20 protein-coding genes and 1 pseudogene are annotated in these 22,425 nt (G+C 73.6%); 16 read left to right on the top strand and 5 right to left on the bottom strand.

Features of this window, described 5'->3' with window-relative positions:
• Window positions 1-111: 111 nt before the first annotated feature.
• Entirely contained in the window at window positions 112-1,560 is a 1,449-nt protein-coding gene (locus A6F73_RS20115) for an NAD(P)H-quinone dehydrogenase (RefSeq protein ID WP_063349077.1), read from the bottom strand.
• Between the two features lie 99 nt (window positions 1,561-1,659).
• Here A6F73_RS20115 and A6F73_RS20110 point away from each other — a divergent pair, with 99 nt between their 5' ends.
• Complete coding sequence (locus tag A6F73_RS20110; protein WP_063349076.1) at window positions 1,660-2,097, top strand: gamma-glutamylcyclotransferase; 438 nt, start codon at window positions 1,660-1,662, stop codon at window positions 2,095-2,097.
• Window positions 2,098-2,108: 11 nt separating this feature from the next.
• On the opposite strand, the gene A6F73_RS20105 is transcribed toward A6F73_RS20110, so the two are convergent.
• Window positions 2,109-3,098, bottom strand: a complete 990-nt coding sequence (locus A6F73_RS20105) for a hypothetical protein (protein WP_159398497.1) — start codon at window positions 3,096-3,098, stop codon at window positions 2,109-2,111.
• A 246-nt stretch (window positions 3,099-3,344) separates the two neighbouring features.
• Between A6F73_RS20105 and A6F73_RS44060 the strand changes: the two genes are divergently transcribed.
• The 6 genes from A6F73_RS44060 (at window position 3,345) to A6F73_RS20075 (ending at window position 11,530) form a co-directional block, all read left to right on the top strand.
• Window positions 3,345-5,585 (top strand): HAMP domain-containing protein, encoded by a 2,241-nt coding sequence (locus tag A6F73_RS44060; protein WP_279634917.1) that lies wholly within the window; start codon window positions 3,345-3,347, stop codon window positions 5,583-5,585.
• 21 nt (window positions 5,586-5,606) lie between these two features.
• Entirely contained in the window at window positions 5,607-6,956 is a 1,350-nt protein-coding gene (gene pgsB / locus A6F73_RS20095; RefSeq protein WP_079135834.1) for a poly-gamma-glutamate synthase PgsB, read from the top strand.
• Complete coding sequence (locus A6F73_RS20090) at window positions 6,953-7,435, top strand: poly-gamma-glutamate biosynthesis protein PgsC/CapC (protein WP_063349074.1); 483 nt, start codon at window positions 6,953-6,955, stop codon at window positions 7,433-7,435. The genes pgsB and A6F73_RS20090 overlap by 4 nt, the downstream gene beginning before the upstream one ends.
• 60 nt (window positions 7,436-7,495) lie before the next feature.
• A complete protein-coding gene (locus A6F73_RS20085) occupies window positions 7,496-8,581 on the top strand; it encodes an NlpC/P60 family protein (protein WP_063349073.1) in 1,086 nt (361 codons plus the stop codon).
• A gap of 210 nt (window positions 8,582-8,791) precedes the next feature.
• Window positions 8,792-9,613, top strand: a complete 822-nt coding sequence (locus A6F73_RS20080) for a purine-nucleoside phosphorylase (protein WP_063349072.1) — start codon at window positions 8,792-8,794, stop codon at window positions 9,611-9,613.
• A gap of 192 nt (window positions 9,614-9,805) precedes the next feature.
• Window positions 9,806-11,530 carry a phospho-sugar mutase gene (locus A6F73_RS20075; protein ID WP_063349071.1) on the top strand — a complete coding sequence of 575 codons (1,725 nt, stop codon included), beginning with the start codon at window positions 9,806-9,808 and terminating at the stop codon, window positions 11,528-11,530.
• A gap of 63 nt (window positions 11,531-11,593) precedes the next feature.
• Here A6F73_RS20075 and A6F73_RS20070 read toward each other — a convergent pair whose 3' ends face one another.
• The gene (locus A6F73_RS20070; protein WP_063349070.1) at window positions 11,594-12,268 is read right to left on the bottom strand and encodes a PH domain-containing protein; all 675 of its coding nucleotides are present in this window, start codon (window positions 12,266-12,268) and stop codon (window positions 11,594-11,596) included.
• Window positions 12,269-12,497: 229 nt separating this feature from the next.
• On the opposite strand from A6F73_RS20070, the gene deoC reads away from it, so the two are divergent.
• The 4 genes from deoC (at window position 12,498) to A6F73_RS20050 (ending at window position 16,743) form a co-directional block, all read left to right on the top strand.
• Window positions 12,498-13,484: a deoxyribose-phosphate aldolase gene (gene deoC / locus A6F73_RS20065; RefSeq protein ID WP_079135833.1), complete on the top strand. Its 987-nt coding sequence runs from the start codon at window positions 12,498-12,500 to the stop codon at window positions 13,482-13,484.
• 5 nt (window positions 13,485-13,489) lie between these two features.
• Window positions 13,490-14,965, top strand: coding sequence for an aldehyde dehydrogenase family protein (locus A6F73_RS20060; RefSeq protein ID WP_063349068.1), 1,476 nt, complete (start codon window positions 13,490-13,492; stop codon window positions 14,963-14,965).
• Entirely contained in the window at window positions 14,958-15,860 is a 903-nt protein-coding gene (locus A6F73_RS20055; RefSeq protein ID WP_063349067.1) for an aldehyde dehydrogenase family protein, read from the top strand. The genes A6F73_RS20060 and A6F73_RS20055 overlap by 8 nt, the downstream gene beginning before the upstream one ends.
• Window positions 15,861-16,104: 244 nt before the next feature.
• Window positions 16,105-16,743, top strand: coding sequence for a hypothetical protein (locus tag A6F73_RS20050; RefSeq protein ID WP_063349066.1), 639 nt, complete (start codon window positions 16,105-16,107; stop codon window positions 16,741-16,743).
• Between the two features lie 294 nt (window positions 16,744-17,037).
• Here the strand turns inward: A6F73_RS20050 and A6F73_RS20045 are convergent, their stop codons facing one another.
• Window positions 17,038-17,700 carry a SigE family RNA polymerase sigma factor gene (locus A6F73_RS20045; protein ID WP_107453068.1) on the bottom strand — a complete coding sequence of 221 codons (663 nt, stop codon included), beginning with the start codon at window positions 17,698-17,700 and terminating at the stop codon, window positions 17,038-17,040.
• 591 nt (window positions 17,701-18,291) lie between these two features.
• Between A6F73_RS20045 and A6F73_RS20040 the strand changes: the two genes are divergently transcribed.
• The 4 genes from A6F73_RS20040 to A6F73_RS20025 all read left to right on the top strand — a co-directional run bounded on the left by A6F73_RS20040 (window position 18,292) and on the right by A6F73_RS20025 (window position 21,711).
• Window positions 18,292-18,969, top strand: coding sequence for a response regulator transcription factor (locus tag A6F73_RS20040; protein ID WP_063349065.1), 678 nt, complete (start codon window positions 18,292-18,294; stop codon window positions 18,967-18,969).
• A gap of 126 nt (window positions 18,970-19,095) precedes the next feature.
• Window positions 19,096-20,640 (top strand): HAMP domain-containing sensor histidine kinase, encoded by a 1,545-nt coding sequence (locus A6F73_RS20035; protein WP_063349064.1) that lies wholly within the window; start codon window positions 19,096-19,098, stop codon window positions 20,638-20,640.
• A complete protein-coding gene (locus A6F73_RS20030; protein WP_063349063.1) occupies window positions 20,637-20,951 on the top strand; it encodes a hypothetical protein in 315 nt (104 codons plus the stop codon). The genes A6F73_RS20035 and A6F73_RS20030 overlap by 4 nt, the downstream gene beginning before the upstream one ends.
• 148 nt (window positions 20,952-21,099) lie before the next feature.
• On the top strand, window positions 21,100-21,711 hold the full coding sequence (locus A6F73_RS20025; RefSeq protein ID WP_079135831.1) for a VanZ family protein: 612 nt from the start codon (window positions 21,100-21,102) through the stop codon (window positions 21,709-21,711).
• Here the strand turns inward: A6F73_RS20025 and A6F73_RS44395 are convergent.
• Window positions 21,711-21,797: pseudogene (locus tag A6F73_RS44395) on the bottom strand (PhzF family phenazine biosynthesis protein); the annotation flags it as partial. The gene A6F73_RS20025 and the pseudogene A6F73_RS44395 overlap by 1 nt on opposite strands.
• Window positions 21,798-21,941: 144 nt before the next feature.
• Here A6F73_RS44395 and A6F73_RS20020 point away from each other — a divergent pair.
• On the top strand, window positions 21,942-22,424 hold the full coding sequence (locus A6F73_RS20020) for a hypothetical protein (RefSeq protein WP_063349062.1): 483 nt from the start codon (window positions 21,942-21,944) through the stop codon (window positions 22,422-22,424).
• Window position 22,425 lies beyond the last annotated feature (1 nt).

Here is a 22,425-nt window from a genome sequence, read left to right as displayed (position 1 = left end):
ACAATACGCGCCGTCAGCAGCCCGGGACTGCGCCCGCCGTCCGGGTGACGATCACTCCTGCGCAAAAGGCGGCCGCCGATCGGCAGCCGCCCTCAACTGTGCGCCGGAGGTTCAGGATTCGCTCTCGACCCGCTTGCGGATGTGCAGCTGCCGGGCGGCCTCGGCGGTCGAGCCGGAGACCGACGGGTAGACGGTGAAGGCGCTGGCCACCTGTTCGACGGTCAGATTGGCGTCCACCGCGAGCGCGATCGGGTGGATGAGCTCGCTGGCCCGCGGGGCGACGACCACGCCGCCCACCACGATGCCGGTGCCCGGGCGGCAGAACAGCTTCACGAAGCCGTCCCGGATGCCCTGCATCTTCGCCCGCGGGTTGCCGCGCAGCGGCAGCTTGACCACGACCGCGTCCATCTTGCCGCACTCCACATCGGCCGCGGTGTAGCCGACGGTGGCGATCTCCGGGTCGGTGAAGACGTTGGAGGCGACGGTCTTCAGGTTCAGCGGCTGCACCGCGTCGCCGAGCGCGTGGTACATCGCGATCCGGCCCTGCATGGCCGCCACCGAGGCGAGCATGAAGACGCCGGTGCAGTCGCCGGCCGCGTAGACGCCCGGGGCGCTGGTGCGGGAGACCCGGTCGACCTGGATCTGGCCCCAGTCGTTGAGCTTGACCCCGGCCTCCTCCAGGCCCATCTGCGCGGTGTTGGGGATCGAGCCGACCGCCATCAGGCAGTGCGTGCCCTCGATCACCTTGCCGTCGGCGAGGGCCACCTCGACCCGGTCGCCGATCCGCTTGACGCTCTCGGCGCGCGAGCGGCCCATCACGTTCATGCCGCGGCGGCGGAAGACGTCCTCCAGCACCTCGGCGGCGTCCGGGTCCTCACCCGGCAGCACCCGGTCGCGCGAGGAGACCAGGGTGACCTTGGAGCCGAGCGCCTGGTAGGCACCCGCGAACTCCGCGCCGGTCACACCGGAGCCGACCACGATCAGCTCGCGGGGCAACTCCTCCAGGTCGTACACCTGGGTCCAGGTGAGGATCCGCTCGCCGTCCGGCTGGGCGTCCGGCAGTTCGCGGGGGTGGGCGCCGGTGGCGATCAGCACCGCGTCGGCGCGCAGCGACTGGACGGTGCCGTCCGGCGCGTCCACCAGCACCTCGCGGGAGCCGTCCACCGCCTGCCCGCCGCCGCCGAGCCGGCCGCGGCCGCGCAGCACGGTGACCCCGGCCCGGGTGACCGACTGGGTGATGTCGTGGGACTGCGCGATCGCCAGTCGCTTCACACGGCGGTTGACCTTGCCCAGGTCCACGCCGATGACCTTGGCCGCGTCCGCGGCCTCGTCCTGCGCGACGGTGATGCCCAGCTCCTCGTACGAGCTGTCGAAGGTGGTCATCACCTCCGCGGTCGCGATCAGGGTCTTCGACGGCACGCAGTCGGTGAGCACCGCCGATCCGCCCAGACCGTCGCGGTCGACGACGGTCACCTCCGCGCCGAGCTGCGCGGCCACCAGCGCAGCCTCGTAGCCGCCGGGTCCGCCACCGATGATCACGATCCGAGTCACGTGCACCATTGTCCCGCACGCCGGGAACGCCGCCACGCCGGGGTCCGGGCTTCTGTGCGATCGCCCAGTCGCCGCGGACCGTCCATCCACCGGGCTAGTCTTCCCCCCATGCCCCTTTACGCCGCGTATGCCACCAACCTCGATGCACGGCAGATGACCCGCCGCGCCCCGCACTCACCACTGCGCGGCACCGGGTGGCTGGACGGCTGGCGGCTCACCTTCGGCGGTGAACAGCTCGGCTGGGAGGGCTCGTTGGCCACCGTCGTCGAGGACGGGAAGGACCAGGTCTTCGTCTCGCTGTACGACGTCGCGCCGATGGACGAGGAGGGCCTGGACCGCTGGGAGGGCGTCCAGCTCGGCATCTACCGCAAGATCAAACTGCGCGCGCAGACCCTGGACGGCGACACCCCGGTCTGGACGTACGTGCTCAACGACTACGAGGGCGGCCTGCCCGCGGCCCGCTACCTCGGCCTGGTCGCCGACGCCGCCGAGAGCGCCGGCGCCCCGCACGACTACGTGATGGACCTGCGCCGCCGCCCCTGCTAGCCCTGGACCTGCTAGCTCTGGCCCGCGGCCCAGCCGCGGGCCGTCTGCGCCAGCACCCCGGCCACCGCCGCGCGGCGGGCCGGCTCGGTGCGCAGCCCGTTGCCCAGCTCGACGTGCAGCCACGGCACGCCGAGCCCGGCCGCGAACCGGCCCTCGACGTTGGTGGTGCCCCCGAGCTGCCCGCACTTCTCCCGCCAGGCCCGGCAGGCCGCGTACCCGGCCTTCCCCAGCCCGGTGGCGGTCAGCTCGGCGGCCGGGCCCGGCTGGCCGGCGCCGCTGGAGACCACCGCGTCCTGCCCGGGCAGGCTGCCCTCGTCGAAGCCGTGCACCTGGATGCCGGGCAGGCCGCGCCCGGTGAGCGCCTCGACCACCGCCGCGAAGACCGTGTCGGCGCGGTGCGCGACGTCCGAGGCGCCGTCCGCCCCGGCCCGGCGGTGCGCCCCGGCGAGCACCAGCACCCCGCCCGGCGCGGCCCGGAAGAGGTCCACCCCGAGCGCCTCGGTACGGGCGTCCGAGACCGGGTGGGGCACCTGCACGGACCAGCCCGTCCGGGCCGAGAGGTCCAGGTAGACCCGGCCCCAGCCGCGGCCCTCGGCGTCCGTGCCGTCGGCGATCTCCGCCACCCGGCGGCCGGTCGCCGCCTCGGTGAACTCGGTGAGCCGGTAGCCGACCCGCGCCAGCGAGCGCCCGGCCTGCTCGGCCTGCCCGTCCAGCGCGCCGAGCACGCCGTCGGCGATCGCCCGGCGCTGCCCGGCGTCCGGCGCGGTGTACGGGCCGCCTGCGGTGAACCCGGCGGTGTACCCGTCGACCAGGGCCGCCAGGTCCACCGGGGCGGGCCCGGTCGGTCCGCTCCGGCCCACCGGGGCGCCCGCCGCAGCGCCCGCCGCCGGCCGCTCGGCGGAGCCGCGCACGGCCAGCGTCAGCACCGCCGCGAGCGCCGCCAGCACCAGCAGCACCGCCGCCGACAGCAGCAACGGGCGTCGCGAACCCCGAGTCTCCATGGCCGTCGAACCTACCGTGCCGCCCGCCGCGGACCACCGGGGGCCGCCCGGGGCCGCGCACCACGCCCGGTTCGCGGAAAGAGATCTCCAAGCGGCATCCGATCGACACCGAAACGTGACAACTTTTCGAAATCTCCTTCGTACGCTGTTCCGGCTTGACCAACTCTTGATCAGTGCTTGACCGACGAGAAGGCCGGCGGACCTCCCGGGGACAGGTGCGCCGAGCCCCGAGAAGAACGAGGCCCCGTGAGCACGGCACCCAACCCGCCGCGACAGCACCGCTATCGCCGCCGGGCCGACATGCCGCTGCTGGGAGGCATCCGCCCGCCCATCGCGCTGCTGCTGGTGCTACTGCTCGCCGTCGCCGCCATCACCGCGCTCGCCGTCGGCGGGCTGCGCGTCGACGACACCCCGCAGGCCGTCCGGGAGTCCCACCAGTACGCCGCCGAGGACACCGCGGCCTCGCTGCGCGCCGGGCTGCACGAGAGCGCCACCGACCTGCGCCGGGCCGCCGCCCGCTACGACGCCGCGCCCGCCGAGCCGGCCGCGGTGCTGTCCGCGCTCGGCCAGGCGTACCACAAGTGGCGCGGCACGGCGGTGGTCCGCCCCGACACCGGCAGGCTGCTCGCCGCCCGCGGCGAGACCGTGCCGCTGGCCGGCCTCGACCTCAGCCGGGTCACCGACACCGCGCCCGCGCCCGTCCTGGTGCCCTCCGCCACCGGCACCCGGCTGCTCACCTTCGCCCTGGTCGCCACCAAGGCCGACGGCCGCGCCCTGCTGGTCGCCTCCGACAACCTGCGGCTGCCCGGCATCGCGACCCGCAAGGAACAGACCATCCAGGTCCTCGACGCCGCCGGCGCCGTCCTGGACAGCACCGGCGCCGAACTCGGCGCCGAGGCCGACCGCGCCGTGGTCACCGGCGCCCGGGAGCGCGCCGCCCGCGAGCACCCGGCCCCCGGCGGGGCGGCCGCCGGCAGCCTGGCCGGCAGCCCGGACGCCAAGGGCGTGCGCCGGGTCGCCGGCTACGCCGCCGTCGCCGCCGCGGGCGGGCACGACCCGGCCGCCCCGCTCGGCCTGACCGTGGTCTCCACCAGCACCGTCGACGGCAAGCCCGGCAGCCTGCGCCACCCCGCGCTCGGCCTGGCCGCCGCCGGCGCGCTGCTCGCCCTGGCCCTGCTGCTCGCGTGGTACCTGAGCCGCAGCCTCCAGCGGCCGCTGCTGCGGCTGTTCCTGGAGTCCCGCCGGCTCACCCGCGGCGAACGGCTCGACCTGCCGGTCCGCGGCCCGAAGCGGAGGGAGGCCGGCCGGATCGCCCGCGCCCTGGAGGAGCTGCGGCTGCAACTCCTCGACCCGGCCCGCCCGCCGGCCCCCGCCGCGCCGAAGCGCCGCCCCGGCACCGCGCTGCCGCTGGCGCTGTGCGCCGTCCTGGTGCTCGGCTGGTCCGGCCCGCTGCTGTTCCTGGGCGGCAACGACCCGACCGTACGGGTCCCCACCCAGGTGGTGGCGGGCCAGCGCGACCGCACCGACACCGCCGCCGACCGGATCCGCCAGGCGCTCAACGAGGGCTACGCGGACCTGCGTTCGCTCGCCCCCGAACTCGCCGGCGCCTCCGTCGGCAAGGCCGACGCCCTGCTGCGCGCCACCCTCACCGAGCACGACCGCTACCGCGCGCTGTACGTCCTCGGCGCGAACGGCGAGGTCCTCGCGCACGCCGGCGACGCCCCGCACCGCACCGGCCCGCAGGCCCTCGGCGCGAGCGGCGTGCTGCTGCTCAACAGCTCCGGCCGGGAGCCCCGGATCGCCGCCCGCGCGGCCCTCACCGCCGCCCCCGCCGACGCGGAGTCGGAGGGCGCCGCCGAGCCGCCCGGGCCCGTGCTGATCGGCGAGTTCAAGACGGACTTCCTCAGCGGGCTGCTGGTCCGCCCCGGCCTCGGCCGGGTCTGGCTGGTCGACGACCGGCAACGGGTGCTCGCCGCCAACGAGGGCTACAGCTCCTTCGGCGAGCTGCCCGAGGGCCGCGCCAGGGCCCTGCTGGCCCAGGCGAGGAAGTCGGCCGCCGCCGAGGTGCTGCGCGGCGGCGGCGACCCGGCGCTGTTCGCCGCCGCCCCGCTCGGCGGCAACGGCAGCGTGGCCAAGCTGGGCTGGTCGGTGGTCACCGCCCACCCGGTGGCCTGGCTGCACCTGGACGAGAACCGGGCCGACCGGCGGGCCGTGCTGGCCGGCATGCTCGGCCTGGCCGCGGCCGCGCTCTGCCTCGGCTGGCTGTTCATCGCGGTCGGCCTGCCGCTGCGCCGGCTCGCGGCGAGCGCCGAGGCGCTGGCCGCCGGGGACCGCCGGACGGTGCTCTACCCCGTCCACCACGACGAGGTCGGCGCCGTCGCCCGGAGCCTGGAGCTGATCCGCCAGGAGCTGGTCCGTCAGGAACCGGCCCGCCCCCGCCGCACCGCCGCCCCCGAGTCCGTCCCCGTGCCCGCGCACGCCCGCTGAGCCCCGCCCGAAGGACCTCCCGTGCTCTTCCTCTACGTCGTGCTGCTGGTGTGCTGCGCCGTGCTGCTGGTGGCCGGCATCGTCGAGCAGCGCCGGCACTTCGCCGCGCTGGAACAGATCCCGACCCGGGTGCTGGTCAACGGCATCCGCGGCAAGAGCTCGATCACCCGGCTCTGCGCGGGCGCGCTGCGCGGCGGCGGGCTGGTGACGGTCGCCAAGACCACCGGCACGGCGGCCCGGTTCATCCATCCGGACGCCACCGAGGAGCCGGTCTACCGCAAGTTCGGCATCGCCAATGTGGTCGAGCAGATCGGCATCGTCCGCCGCGCCGCCACCTACCGGCCGGACGCCCTGGTGATCGAGTGCATGGCCGTCATGCCGGCGCTCCAGGAGGTCAACCAGACCAAGCTGATCCGCTCCACCATCGGCGTGCTGTGCAACGTCCGCGAGGACCACCTCGCCGAGATGGGCCCGACCCTGGACGACGTCGCCCGCTCGCTGTCCCGCTCGATGCCGGTCGGCGGGGTGTGCGTCACCGCCGAGCAGGAGCGCGCGCACATCCTGCGCGCGGAGGCGGCCCGGCGCGACTGCGAACTGATCGTGGTGGACCCGGAGTCGGTCACCGACGAGGAGCTGCGCGGGTTCAGCTGGTTCACCTTCAAGGAGAACGTGGCGATCGCCCTGGCCGTCGCCGAACTCCTCGGCGTGGAGCGGCGGACCGCGCTGCAGGGCATGTGGGCGGCCCCGCCGGACCCGGGCGTGCTGTCCGTCGAGCGCTACCGCACCGAGGACGGCAAGCGGCTGCGCTTCGCCAACGTCTTCGCCGCCAACGACCCCGAGTCCACGCTGATGAACGTCCGCCAGCTGGAGGGCCTGGGCGCGATCCACCGCCCGCTCAACGTGGTGATCAACTGCCGCCCGGACCGGGTGGAGCGCAACGGCCAGATGGGCCAGATCGTGCCCGAGCTCGACCCGGACGCCGTATTCCTGATCGGCCGCCCCACCAGGAGCGCCCGGGACGGCATCCCCGCCGGGTGGTCCGGCCGGGTGGTCGACCTCGGCGGCGACAGGCGCGACCCGGCCCGGCTCACCGCCGACCTGCTGGCCGAACTCGGGCCGGACTCCTCGCTGGTGGCCGTCGGCAACATCCACGGCCAGGGCGAACTGTTCCTGGAGGAGCTGTCCCGGCTCGCCCCCGACGAGGCCCCGGACGCGCCCGACGCCCCCGAACTCCCGTACCACGAGCCCGAACCGCTCTACCCCGAGCCGGTGTACGACTCCGCGTACCAGCCCGTCCACCACCCCGAACCGCTCCCCGACTCCTGGTTCGAGCCCCACCCCCGCACCCCCCACCACGGAGACCAGCAGTGATCCCCACCGAGCTCACCCCCGAGATCGCCGCCATCGGCATCGCGCTCGGCCTGGTCTTCTCGCTCGTCTGCTACCTGACCACCAACCTCTCCCCCGGCGGCATGATCACCCCCGGCTGGCTGGCCCTCACCCTGGTCGAGGACCTCCAGCGGGTGGCCATCGTGATCGGCGTGACGGTGCTGACCTACCTCGCCACCCGGGTGGTCCAGAAGCTGGTGATCCTGTACGGCAAGCGGCTGTTCGCCGCCGTGGTGCTGATCGGCGTGCTGCTGCAGGCCACCGTGATGCTGGTCCTCCAGCGCGAACTGCCCACCCTGTACGCCAACCAGACGCTCGGGTTCATCGTTCCCGGCCTGATCGCCTACCAGCTGGTCCGCCAGCCCCGGGCGGCCACCCTGATGGCCACCAGCACGGTGACGCTCGCCAACTACGTGGTGCTCACCGCCGGCGTCCTGCTCGGCGCACTGCCCGGCACCTGATCCCCCCGTTCAGGAACCCCCGCCAGGAATCCCCGCAGGAACCCCCAGGAAGACCCCCCGATGCCCGTCACCCGCAAGTCCCTGCTCAGCGGCGGCCTCGCCGTGGCCCTGCTGGCCGCCAGCGGCTACCTCACCGTCCAGCTGCGCGACCGCGACCACGACCGGCCGTCGGACCCGGGCGGCGGCGCGCCGCTGATCACCAGCGCCGCCGTGCCGGGCCCCGCCCAGGGCACCGCCGCCGAGTACCGCTACGAGCGGCTGGGCGGACCGGACCGCACGGTGGTCCGGGACGCCCGCGGCGGCGTGGTCGCCACCCTGACCGACAGCGCCCGCACCGCCGTCCTGGCCGGCCCGAGCCGCACCTTCGCCGAGCCGGGCACCACCACGGCCACCGTGGTGACCGACACCTGGGTCCGGCTGATGCCGCAGCCGTGGCGGCCGGGCGCCGAGCAGGAGGGCTGGTTCCGCACCTGGTTCCAGCAGTCGCTCGGCTCCACCGCGGACGACGTGCTGGCGGTGGCCACCCAGTACCTGGCCGGCGCGGCGCCGGAGAAGGACGCCAAGGGCGTGCGGTTCAAGGGCGACGCCTCCTTCGGCCCGCTCAACCCGAACGGTTCGGTGGGCAACGACCTGCGGCTGGAGCAGACCGACTTCCTCGACTACCTCGGCGTTCCGTACACGTTCGCCGACAAGGTGGCCAAGCAGCCGGACAAGACGCGGTACGGCGCCTTCGACTGCTCCGGGTACGTCCGGATGGTCTACGGCTACCGCTCCGGTTACCCGCTGCTCTCCAAGGACGTGGCCGGCCCCGGCCTGCCGCGCAGCGCCAACGGCCTGGCCCGGGTCGGCCCGGGCGTCCCGGTGCTGCCGCTGACCACCGCGCCGGGCTCGGACACCACCCTGCGGCCGGCCTCGATCGACCCGCTCCAGCCCGGCGACCTGGTGTTCTTCGAGATCGACGCCCGCACCGGCGCCCGGCTCGACCACACCGGCATCTATCTGGGCCTGGACACCGACGGCCACCCCCGGTACATCTCCAGCCGGGAGGAGGCGGACGGCCCGACCTTCGGCGACAAGGGCGGCACCGCGCGGCTGGACGACAACGGCCTGTACGCGAAGGGGCTGCGCAGCGCGAAGCGGCTCTGAACCCGGGCCCGGCCCGCACCGCCTGCGGTTCGACCCCGCACCGACCTCGCACCGACCCCGCACCGACCCCGCACCGACTTGTACGTACCGACGAGCGACGTCACCCGAAAGGCGCCACCGAGCTGTGCTTTCGGGTCAACCGGGTAACGATCCGGCATGCCGCGCCGGATTTTCTACGCGCGTAGTCGAATCCCGTCTATCCTCGGAGCCGTGAACGCATCTCCTCAGTCGGTCGTCTCCGCCGACCCCTACGCCGCCGCCCAGGCCGCCGCCGAGCGCCTGCGCGAGCTGACCGGTGCCGAGCGGCACGACGTCGCCCTGGTGATGGGCTCCGGCTGGGTGCCGGCCGCCGACGCCCTGGGCGAGACCGTGGCCGAGTTCCCGGTCACCGAGCTCCCGGGCTTCCCCGCCCCCGCCGTCGCCGGCCACGCCGGCACGATCCGCTCGGTGAAGATCGGCGACAAGCGCGCCCTGATCTTCCTCGGCCGCAACCACTACTACGAGGGCCACGGCGTGGCCACCGTCGTCCACGGCGTGCGCACCGCCGCCGCGGCCGGCTGCGGCATCATCGTGCTGACCAACGGCTGCGGCGGTCTGCGCGAGGGCTGGGTCCCCGGCCAGCCGGTCCTGATCAGCGACCACATCAACCTGACCGCGGACTCCCCGATCGTCGGCGCCAACTTCGTCGACCTCACCGACCTGTACTCCAAGCGCCTGCGCGCGCTCTGCCACGAGGTGGACCCGAGCCTGGACGAGGCCGTCTACGTCCAGTTCCGCGGCCCGCACTACGAGACCCCGGCCGAGGTCAACATGGCCCGGGTGATCGGCGGCGAGCTGGTCGGCATGTCCACCACCCTGGAGGCCATCGCCGCCCGCGAGGCCGGCTCCGAGGTGCTCGGCATCTCGCTGGTCACCAACCTGGCCGCCGGCATCACCGGCGAGCCGCTCAACCACGCCGAGGTGCTGGAGGCCGGCAAGGCCTCCGCCGAGCGCATGGGCGAGCTGCTCGCGAAGGTCCTTGAGCGGATCTGACGCCCGGCCAGGCTCTGTCCGGCCGGTCTTGGCGGGCGGACAGGGCCTAGGCGCACAATCATGAGCGACGGGGCCCTCGGCGGCCGTGATCCCCTGATCACGCCCCGCGGGCCCCGTCCGCATGTGCCCACCCCTTCTTTGCGGAACCCTCCGGCCGACCAACCGACGCACTTCCCGATGGAGCAGGCAGCCATGACGCAGGCAACCACCACCGACCTCCTCGCCCGGGCCCGAACCTGGCTGGCCGAGGACCCCGACCCGCAGACCCGCGAGGAGCTGACCGCCCTGCTCGCCCGGGCCGAGGACCCGGCGGCCGAGACGGACGGCAAGCTCGCCTGGTCGGACCTCGCCGAGCGCTTCGCCGACCGGCTCCAGTTCGGCACCGCCGGCCTGCGCGGCGAACTGGGCGCGGGCCCGATGCGGATGAACCGCGCCGTGGTGATCCGGGCCGCCGCCGGCCTGGTCGCCTACGTCAAGCAGCAGAACCTGGGCGACCTGGTCGTGATCGGCTACGACGCCCGCCACAAGTCCTACGACTTCGCCCGGGACACCGCCGCCGTGGTGGTCGGCGCCGGCCTGCGCGCCGCGCTGCTGCCGCGCCCGCTGCCGACCCCGGTGCTCGCCTTCGCCGTCCGCCACCTGGGCGCGGCCGCCGGCGTCACCGTGACCGCCAGCCACAACCCGCCGCAGGACAACGGCTACAAGGTCTACCTGGGCGACGGCTCGCAGATCGTCCCGCCGGCCGACGCCGGGATCGCCGCCGAGATCGACGCGATCAGCTCGCTCCACGACGTCCCGCGCGCCGAGGACGGCTGGGAGGTGCTCGGCGAGGACGTCATCGAGGCCTACCTGGCCCGGGCCGTCTCGATCGTCGACGAGCACAGCCCGCGCAACCTCGACGTCGTCTACACCCCGATGCACGGCGTCGGCCGCGACACCCTGGTCGCCGCCTTCCGCCGGGCCGGCTTCCCGGCGCCCACCGTCGTCGCCGAGCAGGCCGAGCCCGACCCGGACTTCCCGACCGTGGCCTTCCCCAACCCGGAGGAGCCTGGGGCGATGGACCTCGCCTTCCGCACCGCCGCCTCGGTCGGCCCCGACATCGTGATCGCCAACGACCCGGACGCCGACCGCTGCGCGGTGGCCGTCCCGGTCCTCGCCAACGCGGCCGGCAGCGGCAACGGCACCTCCGGCTGGCGGATGCTGCGCGGCGACGAGGTCGGCGCGCTGCTCGGCGCGGCCCTGGTCGCCAAGAAGGTCGAGGGCGTCTTCGCCACCACCATCGTCTCCGCCACCCTGCTGGGCCGGATCGCCGAGGCCGCCGGCCTGGGCTACGCCGAGACGCTGACCGGCTTCAAGTGGCTCTCCCGCGCCGAGGGCCTGCGCTACGGCTACGAGGAGGCGCTCGGCTACTGCGTCGACCCGCAGGGCGTCCGGGACAAGGACGGCATCACGGCCGCCCTGCTGGTCGCCGAACTGGCCGCCACCCTCAAGACGTCCGGCCGCACCCTGACCGACCTGCTGGACGACCTGGCGCTGGAGCACGGCCTGCACGCCACCGACCAGCTGTCCGTCCGCGTGCAGGACCTCTCGCTGATCGCCGACGCCATGCGCCGGCTGCGCGAGCAGCCGCCGACCGTCCTGGCCGGCCTCCGGGTCACCCGTGCGGACGACCTGTCGGCGGGCTCCGCCGAGCTGCCGCCCACCGACGGCCTGCGCTACTACCTGGCCGGCGAGGCCGTCCGCTCGGCCCGCATCGTGGTCCGCCCGTCCGGCACCGAGCCCAAGCTCAAGTGCTACCTGGAGGTCGTCCTCCCGGTCGCCACCGCCGCCGACCTCACCGCCACCCGCGAGCGGGCCGCCGAGCTGCTCGAAGCGGTCAAGCGCGACCTGGCCGAGGCCGCGGGCATCGCCGTCTGACGCCCGCCCGTACGACAAGGGGCCCGCCGGTCGCGTACCGGCGGGCCCCTCGCGTGCTTCGGCTCAGACCGCGATCACCGTGATCAGCGCGGCCAGGCCGGCCAGCGTCGGCGCGATCACCCACCAGCACCACGCCACCTCGACCGGGCCGGCCGCGTCGGGGCGGCGGGCGTTGCGCTCGGCCATCTCCTGGAGCACGTTGGTCACCTGGTCGGACCAGGCGCGGGTCGGGTCGGGCGAGCCCTGCACCACCGGGTTGGTCTGGCGGCCGAACACCATCCCCATCCGGGAGGCGTGCTCGGCGCCGCCGCGCTGCTGGGCCCGGGTCGCCCGCTTGCGCTGCCGCAGCGACACCGGCACCGCCCACACCTGGTACTTCTTGCCCCCGGCCAGCAGCTCGACCGAGTACCCCGCGCGCAGCGCGTCCACCGAGGCCCACGGCGCGGTGATGGTCCGCCACGGGTTGCGCACCAGCAGCCGGCTGCTGTCCGCCAGCACCGCCGGGCGCAGCGTGTAGGCGATCACCGGGAAGGCGAACAGCGGTACCGCCGCGAGCGAGACGTACGGCGTCTTCCCCGTCCCGTTCAGCACCGCGTCGCCGATCAGCCAGGCGGCGACGGCCAGCAGCAGCACTCCGGAGATCACACCGGGGACAGAGCGGTACACGCGGTCCGCGTACGCGGGATCCCCGTCGGGGGCGGCGGAACCCTTGCGGGGCTTGCCGTGGGAATCGGTCATGCCGTCGATTCTGCCCCATGCCCCCCACGGAGAGGTCTCGGTCCGGCATCGAATGCCGCCCCCGGACCACCCGGTCGCCGGTCGCCGCGCCTCCCGCCCCTAGGTCCTGTCCGGTCGATCTTGCCGGGCCCCCTGCCGCCCCTCCGCCTCCCCCGAGGTCTCGGTCCGGCCACGAAAGGCAGGCCCCCTAGCGGTCGACTACGCGCGTAGATATGCTGCTCTGGTGACTATGTCCACTGTTGCAGCCAATGCCCTCGGCGTTGCGGGCAGCGGCCTTCAGGACGTTGCGGCGTCCGAGGCCTCGCTCCGCCGCTTCCTGCACGGCCTGCCCGGCGTCGACCAGGTCGGCCTTGAGGCGCGTGCCGCCACCCTCGGTACCCGCTCGATCAAGACCACGGCGAAGGCGTACGCCATCGACCTGTCGATCTCGATGATCGACCTGACCACGCTGGAAGGCGCGGACACGGTCGGCAAGGTGCGCGCCCTGTGCGCCAAGGGCAGGACCCCCGACCCGACCGACCCGACCACCCCCCGCGTCGCCGCCATCTGCGTCTACCCGGACATGGTCGCCACCGCGAAGGACGCCCTGCGGGGCACCGACATCCAGGTCGCCTCGGTGGCCACCGCCTTCCCGGCCGGCCGCGCCGCCCTCCCGGTGAAGCTCGCCGACACCGCCGACGCGGTCGCCGCGGGCGCCGACGAGATCGACATGGTGATCGACCGGGGAGCCTTCCTCTCCGGCCGCTACTACGACGTCTTCAACGAGATCGTCGCCGTCAAGGAGGCGTGCAAGCGCCCGGACGGCACCAGCGCCCACCTCAAGGTGATCTTCGAGACCGGCGAGCTGCAGACGTACGACAACGTGCGCCGCGTCTCCTGGCTGGCGATGCTGGCCGGCGCCGACTTCATCAAGACCTCCACCGGCAAGGTCGCCGTCAACGCGACCCCGCCGGTCACCCTGCTGATGCTGGAGGCGGTCCGCGACTTCAAGGCGCAGACCGGCGTCCAGGTCGGCGTGAAGCCCGCCGGTGGGATCAAGACCACCAAGGACGCCATGAAGTACCTGGTGATGGTCAACGAGACCCTCGGCGACGACTGGCTGAGCCCGCACTGGTTCCGCTTCGGCGCCTCCAGCCTGCTCAACGACCTGCTGATGCAGCGCCAGAAGCTCACCACCGGACGCTACTCCGGCCCCGACTACGTGACGGTGGACTGATCACCATGGCCAAGAAGAAGAACATCGAGGAGCCCGTGAAGGCCTCCGGCCTCTTCGCCTACGCCCCGGCCCCCGAGTCCCCCGCCGCCGCGGGCGACATCGCCACCTCCTACGGCCACTTCATCGGCGGCGAGTTCGTCGACTCCTCCGGCAGCGAGGCCCTGAAGACGGTCAACCCGGCCACCGAGCAGGTGCTCGCCGAGTTCGCCCAGGGCACCGACGAGGACGTGGACCGCGCGGTCGCCGCCGCCCGCAAGGCCTTCGCCGACTGGTCGGCGCTGCCGGGCAGCGAGCGCGGCAAGTACCTGTTCCGGATCGCCCGGATCATCCAGGAGCGCAGCCGCGAGCTGGCCGTCCTGGAGTCGATCGACAACGGCAAGCCGATCCGCGAGACCCGCGACTTCGACATCCCGACCGTCGCCGCGTGGTTCTTCTACTACGCCGGCTGGGCGGACAAGCTGGACTACGCGGGCTTCGGCCCGAACCCGCGCCCGCTGGGCGTGGCCGGCCAGGTCATCCCGTGGAACTTCCCGCTGATGATGCTGGCGTGGAAGATCGCGCCCGCCCTGGCGACCGGCAACACCGTCGTCCTCAAGCCGGCCGAGACCACCCCGCTGACGGCCCTGCGCTTCGCCGAGATCTGCCGCCAAGCCGGTCTGCCGAAGGGCGTCGTCAACATCGTCACCGGCGACGGCCGCACCGGCGCCGCGCTCACCGCGCACCCGGACGTCAACAAGGTCGCCTTCACCGGCTCCACCCCGGTCGGCAAGGCGATCGCCAGGCAGCTGGCCGGCAGCCGCAAGAAGCTGTCGCTGGAGCTGGGCGGCAAGGCCGCGAACATCGTCTTCGACGACGCGCCGATCGACCAGGCGGTCGAGGGCATCGTCAACGGCATCTTCTTCAACCAGGGCCACGTCTGCTGCGCGGGCTCGCGCCTGCTGGTCCAGGAGTCGATCCAGGACGAGCTGCTGGACGCCCTGAAGCGCCGGATGTCCACCCTGCGGGTCGGCGACCCGCTGGACAAGAACACCGACATCGGCGCCATCAACTCCGCCGCCCAGCTGGCCCGGATCACCGAGCTGACCGACGCCGGCGAGGCCGAGGGCGCGGACCGCTGGTCGCCCGAGTGCGAACTCCCGGGCACCGGCTTCTGGTTCAAGCCGACCCTGTTCACCGGCGTCAGCCAGGCCCACCGGATCGCCCAGGAGGAGATCTTCGGCCCGGTCCTGTCGGTGCTGACCTTCCGCACCCCCGACGAGGCGGTCGCGAAGGCCAACAACACCCCGTACGGCCTCTCCGCCGGCATCTGGACGGAGAAGGGCTCGCGCATCCTGTGGACGGCGAGCCGGCTCAAGGCCGGCGTGGTCTGGGCCAACACCTTCAACAAGTTCGACCCGACCTCGCCGTTCGGCGGCTACAAGGAGTCGGGTTACGGCCGCGAGGGTGGCCGCCACGGTCTGGAGGCCTACCTCGATGTCTGATGTCGCGACGCGTCTTGACGTCCTCAAGACCTACAAGCTGTACGTCGGCGGGAAGTTCCCGCGCTCCGAGAGCGGGCGGGTGTACGAGGTGACGGACGCCAAGGGCCAGTGGCTCGCCAACGCTCCGCTGGGCACCCGCAAGGACGCCCGCGACGCCGTCCTGGCCGCCCGCGCGGCGGTCAAGGGCTGGGCCGGCACCACCGCGTACAACCGCGGCCAGGTGCTGTACCGGGTGGCCGAGATGCTGCAGGGCCGCCGCGAGCAGTTCGCCGCCGAGGTCTCGGCCGCCGAGGGCATCGGCCCGAAGAAGGCCGCCGCGCTGGTGGACGCCGCGATCGACCGCTGGATCTGGTACGCGGGCTGGACGGACAAGGTCGCCCAGATCACGGGCGGCGCCAACCCGGTCGCCGGACCCTTCTTCAACCTCTCCACCCCGGAGCCGACCGGCGTGGTCGGGATCGTCGCCCCGCAGGCCGGGTACGGGCACTCGCTGCTCGGCCTGGTCTCGGTGATCGCCCCGGCGATCGCCACCGGCAACACGGTCGTGGTCGCGGCCGCCGCGGACGCCCCGCTGCCGGCCCTGTCGCTGGGCGAGGTGCTCGCCACCTCGGACGTCCCCGGCGGCGTGGTCAACATCATCTCGGGCAGGACCGCCGACATCGCACCCACCCTGGCCTCGCACCAGGACGTCAACGCGGTGGACCTCACCGGCGCGATCGCCGCCGACGGCCCCGGCGCGCCGCAGGCGCTGGAAGCGGCCGCCGCGGATACCCTGAAGAGGGTGGTCCGTCCGGAGCTGGACCCGTTCGCCCAGGACTGGACCAATGCGCCCGGTACCGACCGGCTACTCTCGTTCCTGGAGACGAAGACGGTCTGGCACCCGATGGGGATCTGACCGCCCCGTCGACACCGAGTAACAACTCCACAGACTGGCCGTCCCCAGTGCCCTCTCCCCCCCAGGGCCCGGACGGTCATTGGACGGACCCGCGCCTCTCCCCCCCTGGCGCGGGTCCGTCGCCTTTCCGTGCCGTTTCGACGCCGTTTCGCCGCCGTCCTCCGGCTCGCCGATCCGCGGGCCCGCAGAAGGTGTGATCCGACGGGTTTCGGCATCGGGCCCGGATGCGTCAGACTGGTGTCCCGTGAGTGACGACCCGCTGAATCCTGTGCCGACGACCCACGCCCGGGTCGTCCTGCTGTCCGGCCCCTCCGGCTCCGGGAAGTCCTCGCTCGCCGAGCGCAGCGGGCTGCCGGTCCTGCAACTGGACGACTTCTACAAGGACGGGGACGACCCCACCCTGCCGCTGCTGCCCGACGGCGCGGTCGACTGGGACTCCCCGCTCGCCTGGCACCGCGACCAGGCGGTCGCCGCGATCCGCAGCCTCTACGAGACCGGCCGCGCCGACGTCCCGGTGTACTCGATCCCGGACAACGGCCGGATCGCCACCCGCGCCCTGGACCTGGACGGCGCCCCCGCGTTCATCGCCGAGGGCATCTTCGCCGCCGAGATCACCGCCGAGTGCGCCGCCGAGGGCCTGCTCGGCGATGCCCTGTGCCTGCGCAACGGCGCGCTCACCACGGCCTGGCGCCGGCTGCGCCGGGACGTCCGGGAGGGCCGCAAGTCGCTGCCGGTGCTGCTGCGGCGCGGCTGGCGGCTGATGCGCGCCGAGCGCTCCATCGTCGGGCGGCAGGTCACCCTGGGCTCCCACCCGTGCGCCGGGGCCGAGGCCGAGCGCCGGATCCGTGCCGCGGCCGGGCGGCGGGAGCTGTCCTCCGTCTGAGCCGCCCTCCGTTGGGGCCGTGCTCCGTTTGAGCCGCCCTCCGTTGGGGCCGTCCTCCGTTGGGGCCGTCCTCCGTTCGGGTGGGCCGGCTCCGGGCGGGGGCTCGACGCGGAACGAAGACACGAAGAACGACGGGCCCGGTGCGTCTCCCCCGCACCGGGCCCGTCGCCTTCCCCGAACGGCCGTCGGGCTCCCCGTGTTCACCGCTCCCCCGAGCCGGCGTCCACGCACCGCGACCGTCCGCTACCCGTCCCCCGACGGGAGTTCCACTCCTTCGCGTCACCCGCGTCCGCGTCAGGCGACCAGCTCGCCGAACGCCCGGACGGTGTCGCCCGACTTGTTCAGGTGCTCGTCCTCGCGCAGCCGGCGCAGCGCCCGCCAGATGCTGCTCTTGACCGTGCCGACGCTGATCCCCAGCACGTCGGCGATCTCCGGGTCGGTCTTGCCCTCGTAGTACCGCAGCACCAGCATGGTGCGCTGGTTCTCCGGAAGCTTCGCCAGCGCCTGCCAGAGCACGGTGCGCAGCTCGGTGCCGCCCATCGCGTCGGTGTCGCCGGCCGTCTCCGGCAGCTCCTCGGTCGGGTACTCGTTGACCTTGCGGCGCCGCCAGGCGGAGATGTGCAGGTTGGTCATGGTGCGGCGGAGGTACCCGCCGACCGCGGCCTTGTCGGTGATCCGGCCCCAGGCCCGGTAGGTGCTGAAGAGCGCGCTCTGCAGCAGGTCCTCGGCCTCGTAGCGGTCACCGGTGAGGTGGTACGCCGTGGCGTACAGGGAGGCGCGGCGCTCACGCACGTACGCGGTGAACTCCGTGATGTGGTCCTCCGCGACGGCCGGGTGCTCCCCCTGCGCGTCCGCCCGTCCCGCCTCGGTGGTGCGGGCCGCCGCCGGGTTCAGCTGCAGCAGCGTCGCACCGGCGGCCTCGCGGCCGGCCGACTCCCCCGAGCCGACCGTCCGCAGACCGTTCCCGCCGACGCCCCGGTTCCCCGCCGGAGCGTCCTTGCCCTCGACGCGGACGGGGAGGATCCCCCGCAGCGTGAGGGTGTTGCCGGAGTCGGCCGCGTTCCCCACCCGGCCGATCCCGAACAGCTCCCCCGTCCTGGCGCCGCCGCTCACCCGGCGGGCGACAGGGTTTCCACCGGTGCTGTGCGCGCACCCCCGTACGGTCACGGCACCGGAGTTCTCGTCGGTCCTGACCTCGTACCGGGTCCGCGGGGCGGTGGCTGACGAACGCGCGGTGCGGACAGCCGGGTTGGTCCGGGTCTGAAGCATGGCGTTCATCGTGCGCCCCCTGGGTCGGTACGAGCGGTTCCTGTTGCCGCCTTCCAGCCGGCCGGGTTGGCCCGCTGTCCTGCGGCGACATGGAAAATCTTGCCCGCCGGTTGTGATGACGCTGTCCGCCGACTGTCACAGGGGTGTCACAGGGGCGGGCCTTTCGTCCCGGTCCGCCTCCCTCCGTACCGGACGCCGGTAGTGCTCCTTCCGGTTCCCATACGGTCGGTGACCGGTCCTGGGGGTGATTCGACGCTTCGAGTGGGCCAAAATGGGGCCGTGCCTTTCCTCCTTCTGATCGAGGACGACGACGCCATCCGGACCGGCCTCGAACTCGCCCTCACCCGCCAGGGCCACCGCGTGGCCACCGCCGCCTCCGGCGAGGACGGTCTGAGGCTCTTCAAGGAGCAGCGGCCCGACCTGATCGTGCTGGACGTCATGCTGCCCGGAATCGACGGCTTCGAAGTCTGCCGCCGCATCCGCCGCACCGACCAGCTGCCGATCATCCTGCTGACCGCCCGTTCGGACGACATCGACGTGGTGGTCGGCCTGGAGTCCGGCGCCGACGACTATGTGGTCAAGCCGGTGCAGCCGCGGGTCCTGGACGCCAGGATCCGGGCCGTGCTGCGGCGCGGCGAGCGGGAGAGCTCCGACTCCTCCGCGTACGGCACCGTGGTGATCGACCGGGCGGCGATGACCGTCACCAAGGACGGGCAGGACCTCCAGCTCACCCCGACCGAGCTGCGGCTGCTCCTGGAGCTCAGCCGCCGCCCCGGCCAGGCGCTCTCCCGCCAGCAGCTGCTGCGGCTGGTCTGGGAGCACGACTACCTGGGTGACTCCCGTCTGGTGGACGCCTGCGTGCAGCGGCTGCGGGCGAAGGTCGAGGACGTGCCGTCCGCGCCGACCCTGATCCGCACCGTCCGCGGGGTGGGCTACCGGCTGGACCCGCCGGCCTGAGTTCCGCTCCCGTCCTCCTGCCTGCCGTCCTCCTGCTTCCCGTCCTCCTGTTTGCCGCCCGCCCGATCCGCCTGGGCCGCCCGAAATTCCTGAACTCCCTGAACTTCCGTACGACGACAGGCTCTTGTGACTGATCATCAGACGACGGCCCGCCGCTTCGCCGCGGGCCCGTGGCGCAGGCTGCGCTCCCTGCGGGTACGGCTGATCGCGGTGTTCGCGGCGGTCGCGCTGCTCGCCGCCGTCTCGGCCTCCGGCATCGCCTACTGGCTCAACCGCGACGCGGTGCTCAAGCGCGCCCAGGACACCGCGCTCAACGACTTCCGGGTCTCGCTCAGCCGCAACGTCTCCGAGCTGCCGTTGAACGCGAGCTGCCCGGACCTGACCGCGCTCGCGTCCACCGTCGCCAGCTCCGGGCTGAGTTACGACGTGGTCGTGGCCGACCCGGCGCACCCGGAGTGCACGGCCTCCTCCGACCCGGGGCAGTTCACGCTGGCCGACGTCCCGGCGGCGCTGCAGTCCACCGTCGCCCGGCAGCGCGAGGTCACCGAGAACAACCCGTACCCGTACCACCTGTACTGGCAGCGGCAGAACCTGGCGGGCCAGCCGTTCCTGATCGGCGGCACCAAGGTGGTGCCGACCGGCCCGACGGCGTACATGTTCAAGTCGCTGGAGAACGAACGCAAGGACCTCAACACGCTGGGCTGGTCGCTGGCCATCGCCACGCTGCTCGCGCTGATCGGCTCGGCGCTGCTCGCCCAGGCCGCCTCGTCGACCGTGCTGCGGCCGGTCAAGCGACTCGGCGACGCCGCCCGACGGCTCGGCCAGGGACACCTGGACACCCGGCTGGAGGTCGAGGGCGGGGACGAACTCGCGGACCTGGCGAGGACGTTCAACCGGGCCGCGGAATCGCTGCACGAGCAGGTCGAGGAGTTGAGCGCGCGCGAGGCGCAGAGCCGGCGGTTCGTCGCCGACATGTCGCACGAGCTGCGCACGCCGCTGACCGCGATGACCGCCGTCACCGACATCCTGGAGGACGAGGCCGAGTCGCTGGACCCGATGATCGCGCCGGCCGTACGGCTCGTGGTCAGCGAGACGCGGCGGCTGTCCGACCTGGTGGAGAACCTGATGGAGGTGACCCGCTTCGACGCCGGCACCGCCAAGCTCGTCGCCGACGAAGTGGACATGGCCGACCTGATCATGTCCTGCATCGACGGCCGGGCCTGGTACGACGCCGTCGAACTGGACGCCCCGCGCGGCATCCTGGCCGTGGTCGACCCGCGCCGGCTCGACGTGGTCTTCGCCAACCTGATCGGCAACGCGCTCAAGCACGGCGGCTCCCCGGTGCGGGTCAAGGTCCGGCAGACCGCGGGCTCGGTCGTCATCGAGGTCTCCGACAGCGGCCCGGGCATCCCCGAGGACGTGCTGCCGCACGTCTTCGACCGGTTCTACAAGGCGGACCGGGGACGGGCCCGCTCGGAGGGCAGCGGCCTGGGGCTGTCGATCGCGATGGCCAACGCACAGATCCACGGGGGCACGATCACGGCGGCGAACGGGGAGGTCGGGGCGGTGTTCACGCTGACGCTGCCGCTGGCCCCGCCGCCTCCGCCGAACGAGGGCGAGACCGGTGACGGCCTTGTCGGCGACTCCGCCCAGGACAAGGACGCCACGTGACCGCCCCCACCCGCACCGCCCTGCGCCGCGCCGCCGGCGCCCTGCTGCTGCTCGCGCTCGCCTCCGGCTGCGGCATCCGGCCGACCGCCGTCCCGGTGGACGCGGGCGCCCCGGCCAGCCGGACGGCCTGCCCGACCGCCCCGCACATACCGACCGCCCTGGCCACGCCGTCGGCGCCCACGCCGACCCCGCCGGCCCGCGGCGCCGCCAAGGCCGGTGTGAGCCCGAGCCCGTCGCCCACGGTGGTGCCCGCCACCCCGCCGGCCGACAACGTGTTCGGCGCGGTGCCGACCGCGGCACCCTGCCGGTAGCCCCGCCTGCCCGTCGTCCGTCTGCCCGTCTGCCTGTCTGCCTGTCGCCCCGCCGTTCGGCCCCGGGGCGGCGGGCGAACGGGGGCGCGCCCCGGAATGTTCACGCCCGGGGGGAACCACCGCGCCACCGGTCCACGTCCTTCCCCCCGTGCAGCGAGATGGCACCAGGACACGCGACGAGCGTTCCGGCGCACGGACCAGGAACCGGCCGGCGGCGGCCGTCCACCGTCCCCTTCGAACAGCCGGACTGGCGGGCCTGACCTGTCACCTGGCCCTCGTCCTCTGGCTGGTGGTGCTGAGGCCGCTGCCGGTTCCCTGGGTGTACGACACCAACCTGACGCCACTGGCCTCCCTCCGCTCCTCCACCGGCTGGCAGGTGGTCGGCGAATTCCTCCTGCTGGCCCCGCTCGGCGTGCTGCTCCCGCTGGCCGGCGGCCGACTGCGGGCCCCCTGGCTGCCGTCCTTCCTGCGCACCACCGGCGCCTCCGCCCTGCTGGCGACCGGCCTGGAGTTCCTCTCCTCCTGGACGCCCGGGCACGTCCTCAACGTCGACCACATACTGCTCGCCGTGATCGGGGTGGCCATCACCCACCTGGCCCTCGTCCCCGGCCTGCGGCGGCTGCTGCGCGACCGGCGGCCGCGGGTCCGGATGCCGGTGCCCGCGTCCGGGGCCGCGCCCGCGCCGAAGGTGACCACCCTGGTCGGCCCGCCGGTCGCGCGCGCCCGCGCCTACGCCGAGCCCACGCCCCCCACCCGCTGAAGCCCGCCCTCCCGCACCACGGCGAGTGCGTTCCCGCACTCGCCGCCGGGGCCGCAAAAGACCCGCAGCACCTCATAGTCAGTCATTTCCCACCCCGTCAATTGCCGTTCCGTCGGGGTGCGACGACTCCGTGATGAAAAGGCGACGCCGAATGTCGGCCGCCTCCGGTAACCTGCGCTGTCGCCCCAAAGGCTTCACCGTCTTATCCCCCGTCCCACAGGAATCCCCCCTTGAACAATCTCAATTTCAGCGCCGAGCCGCTTTTCTCCTGGTACGTCGTCGCGCTCGCGATCAGCGGTGCCGCCATGCTGGTCCTCGGAGCGGTCAATCCCGGTAGCGGCCTGAAGGTCGGCTGGCGAATCCTCAACGTCCTCGCCGGCCTCGGATTCCTGGGGTACGCCTACTACCTCGCGTTCGTCTTCGAAGGCGGCCGGTACGAAATCTTCCTCAAGGCGTTCATCCTCCCGATCGCGCTGATCGCCAGCTCCGTGAAGGCGATCGTCGAGCGCGGCAACGCCAAGAACCAGCAGCCGGCCCCGCAGCCGGCGCCGTACGACCCCAACGCCCCGCAGGCGGCGCCGTACGGCCAGCCCGTCCCGCCGCAGGGCGCCGCGCCGCAGGGTGCGCCGTACGCTCCGCCGGCGCAGCCCGTGCCGGACAACCCGTACGCGCAGCCGGTGCCGCCGGCCGGGCAGTCCGGGCAGGCGCAGTAGC

It is taken from the genome of Streptomyces sp. MJM8645, assembly GCF_001625365.1.
Taxonomy (GTDB): Bacteria; Actinomycetota; Actinomycetes; order Streptomycetales; family Streptomycetaceae; genus Kitasatospora.
Note: the sequence above shows the minus strand (reverse complement) of the source record. Positions and strands in the feature narration are given on the sequence as shown.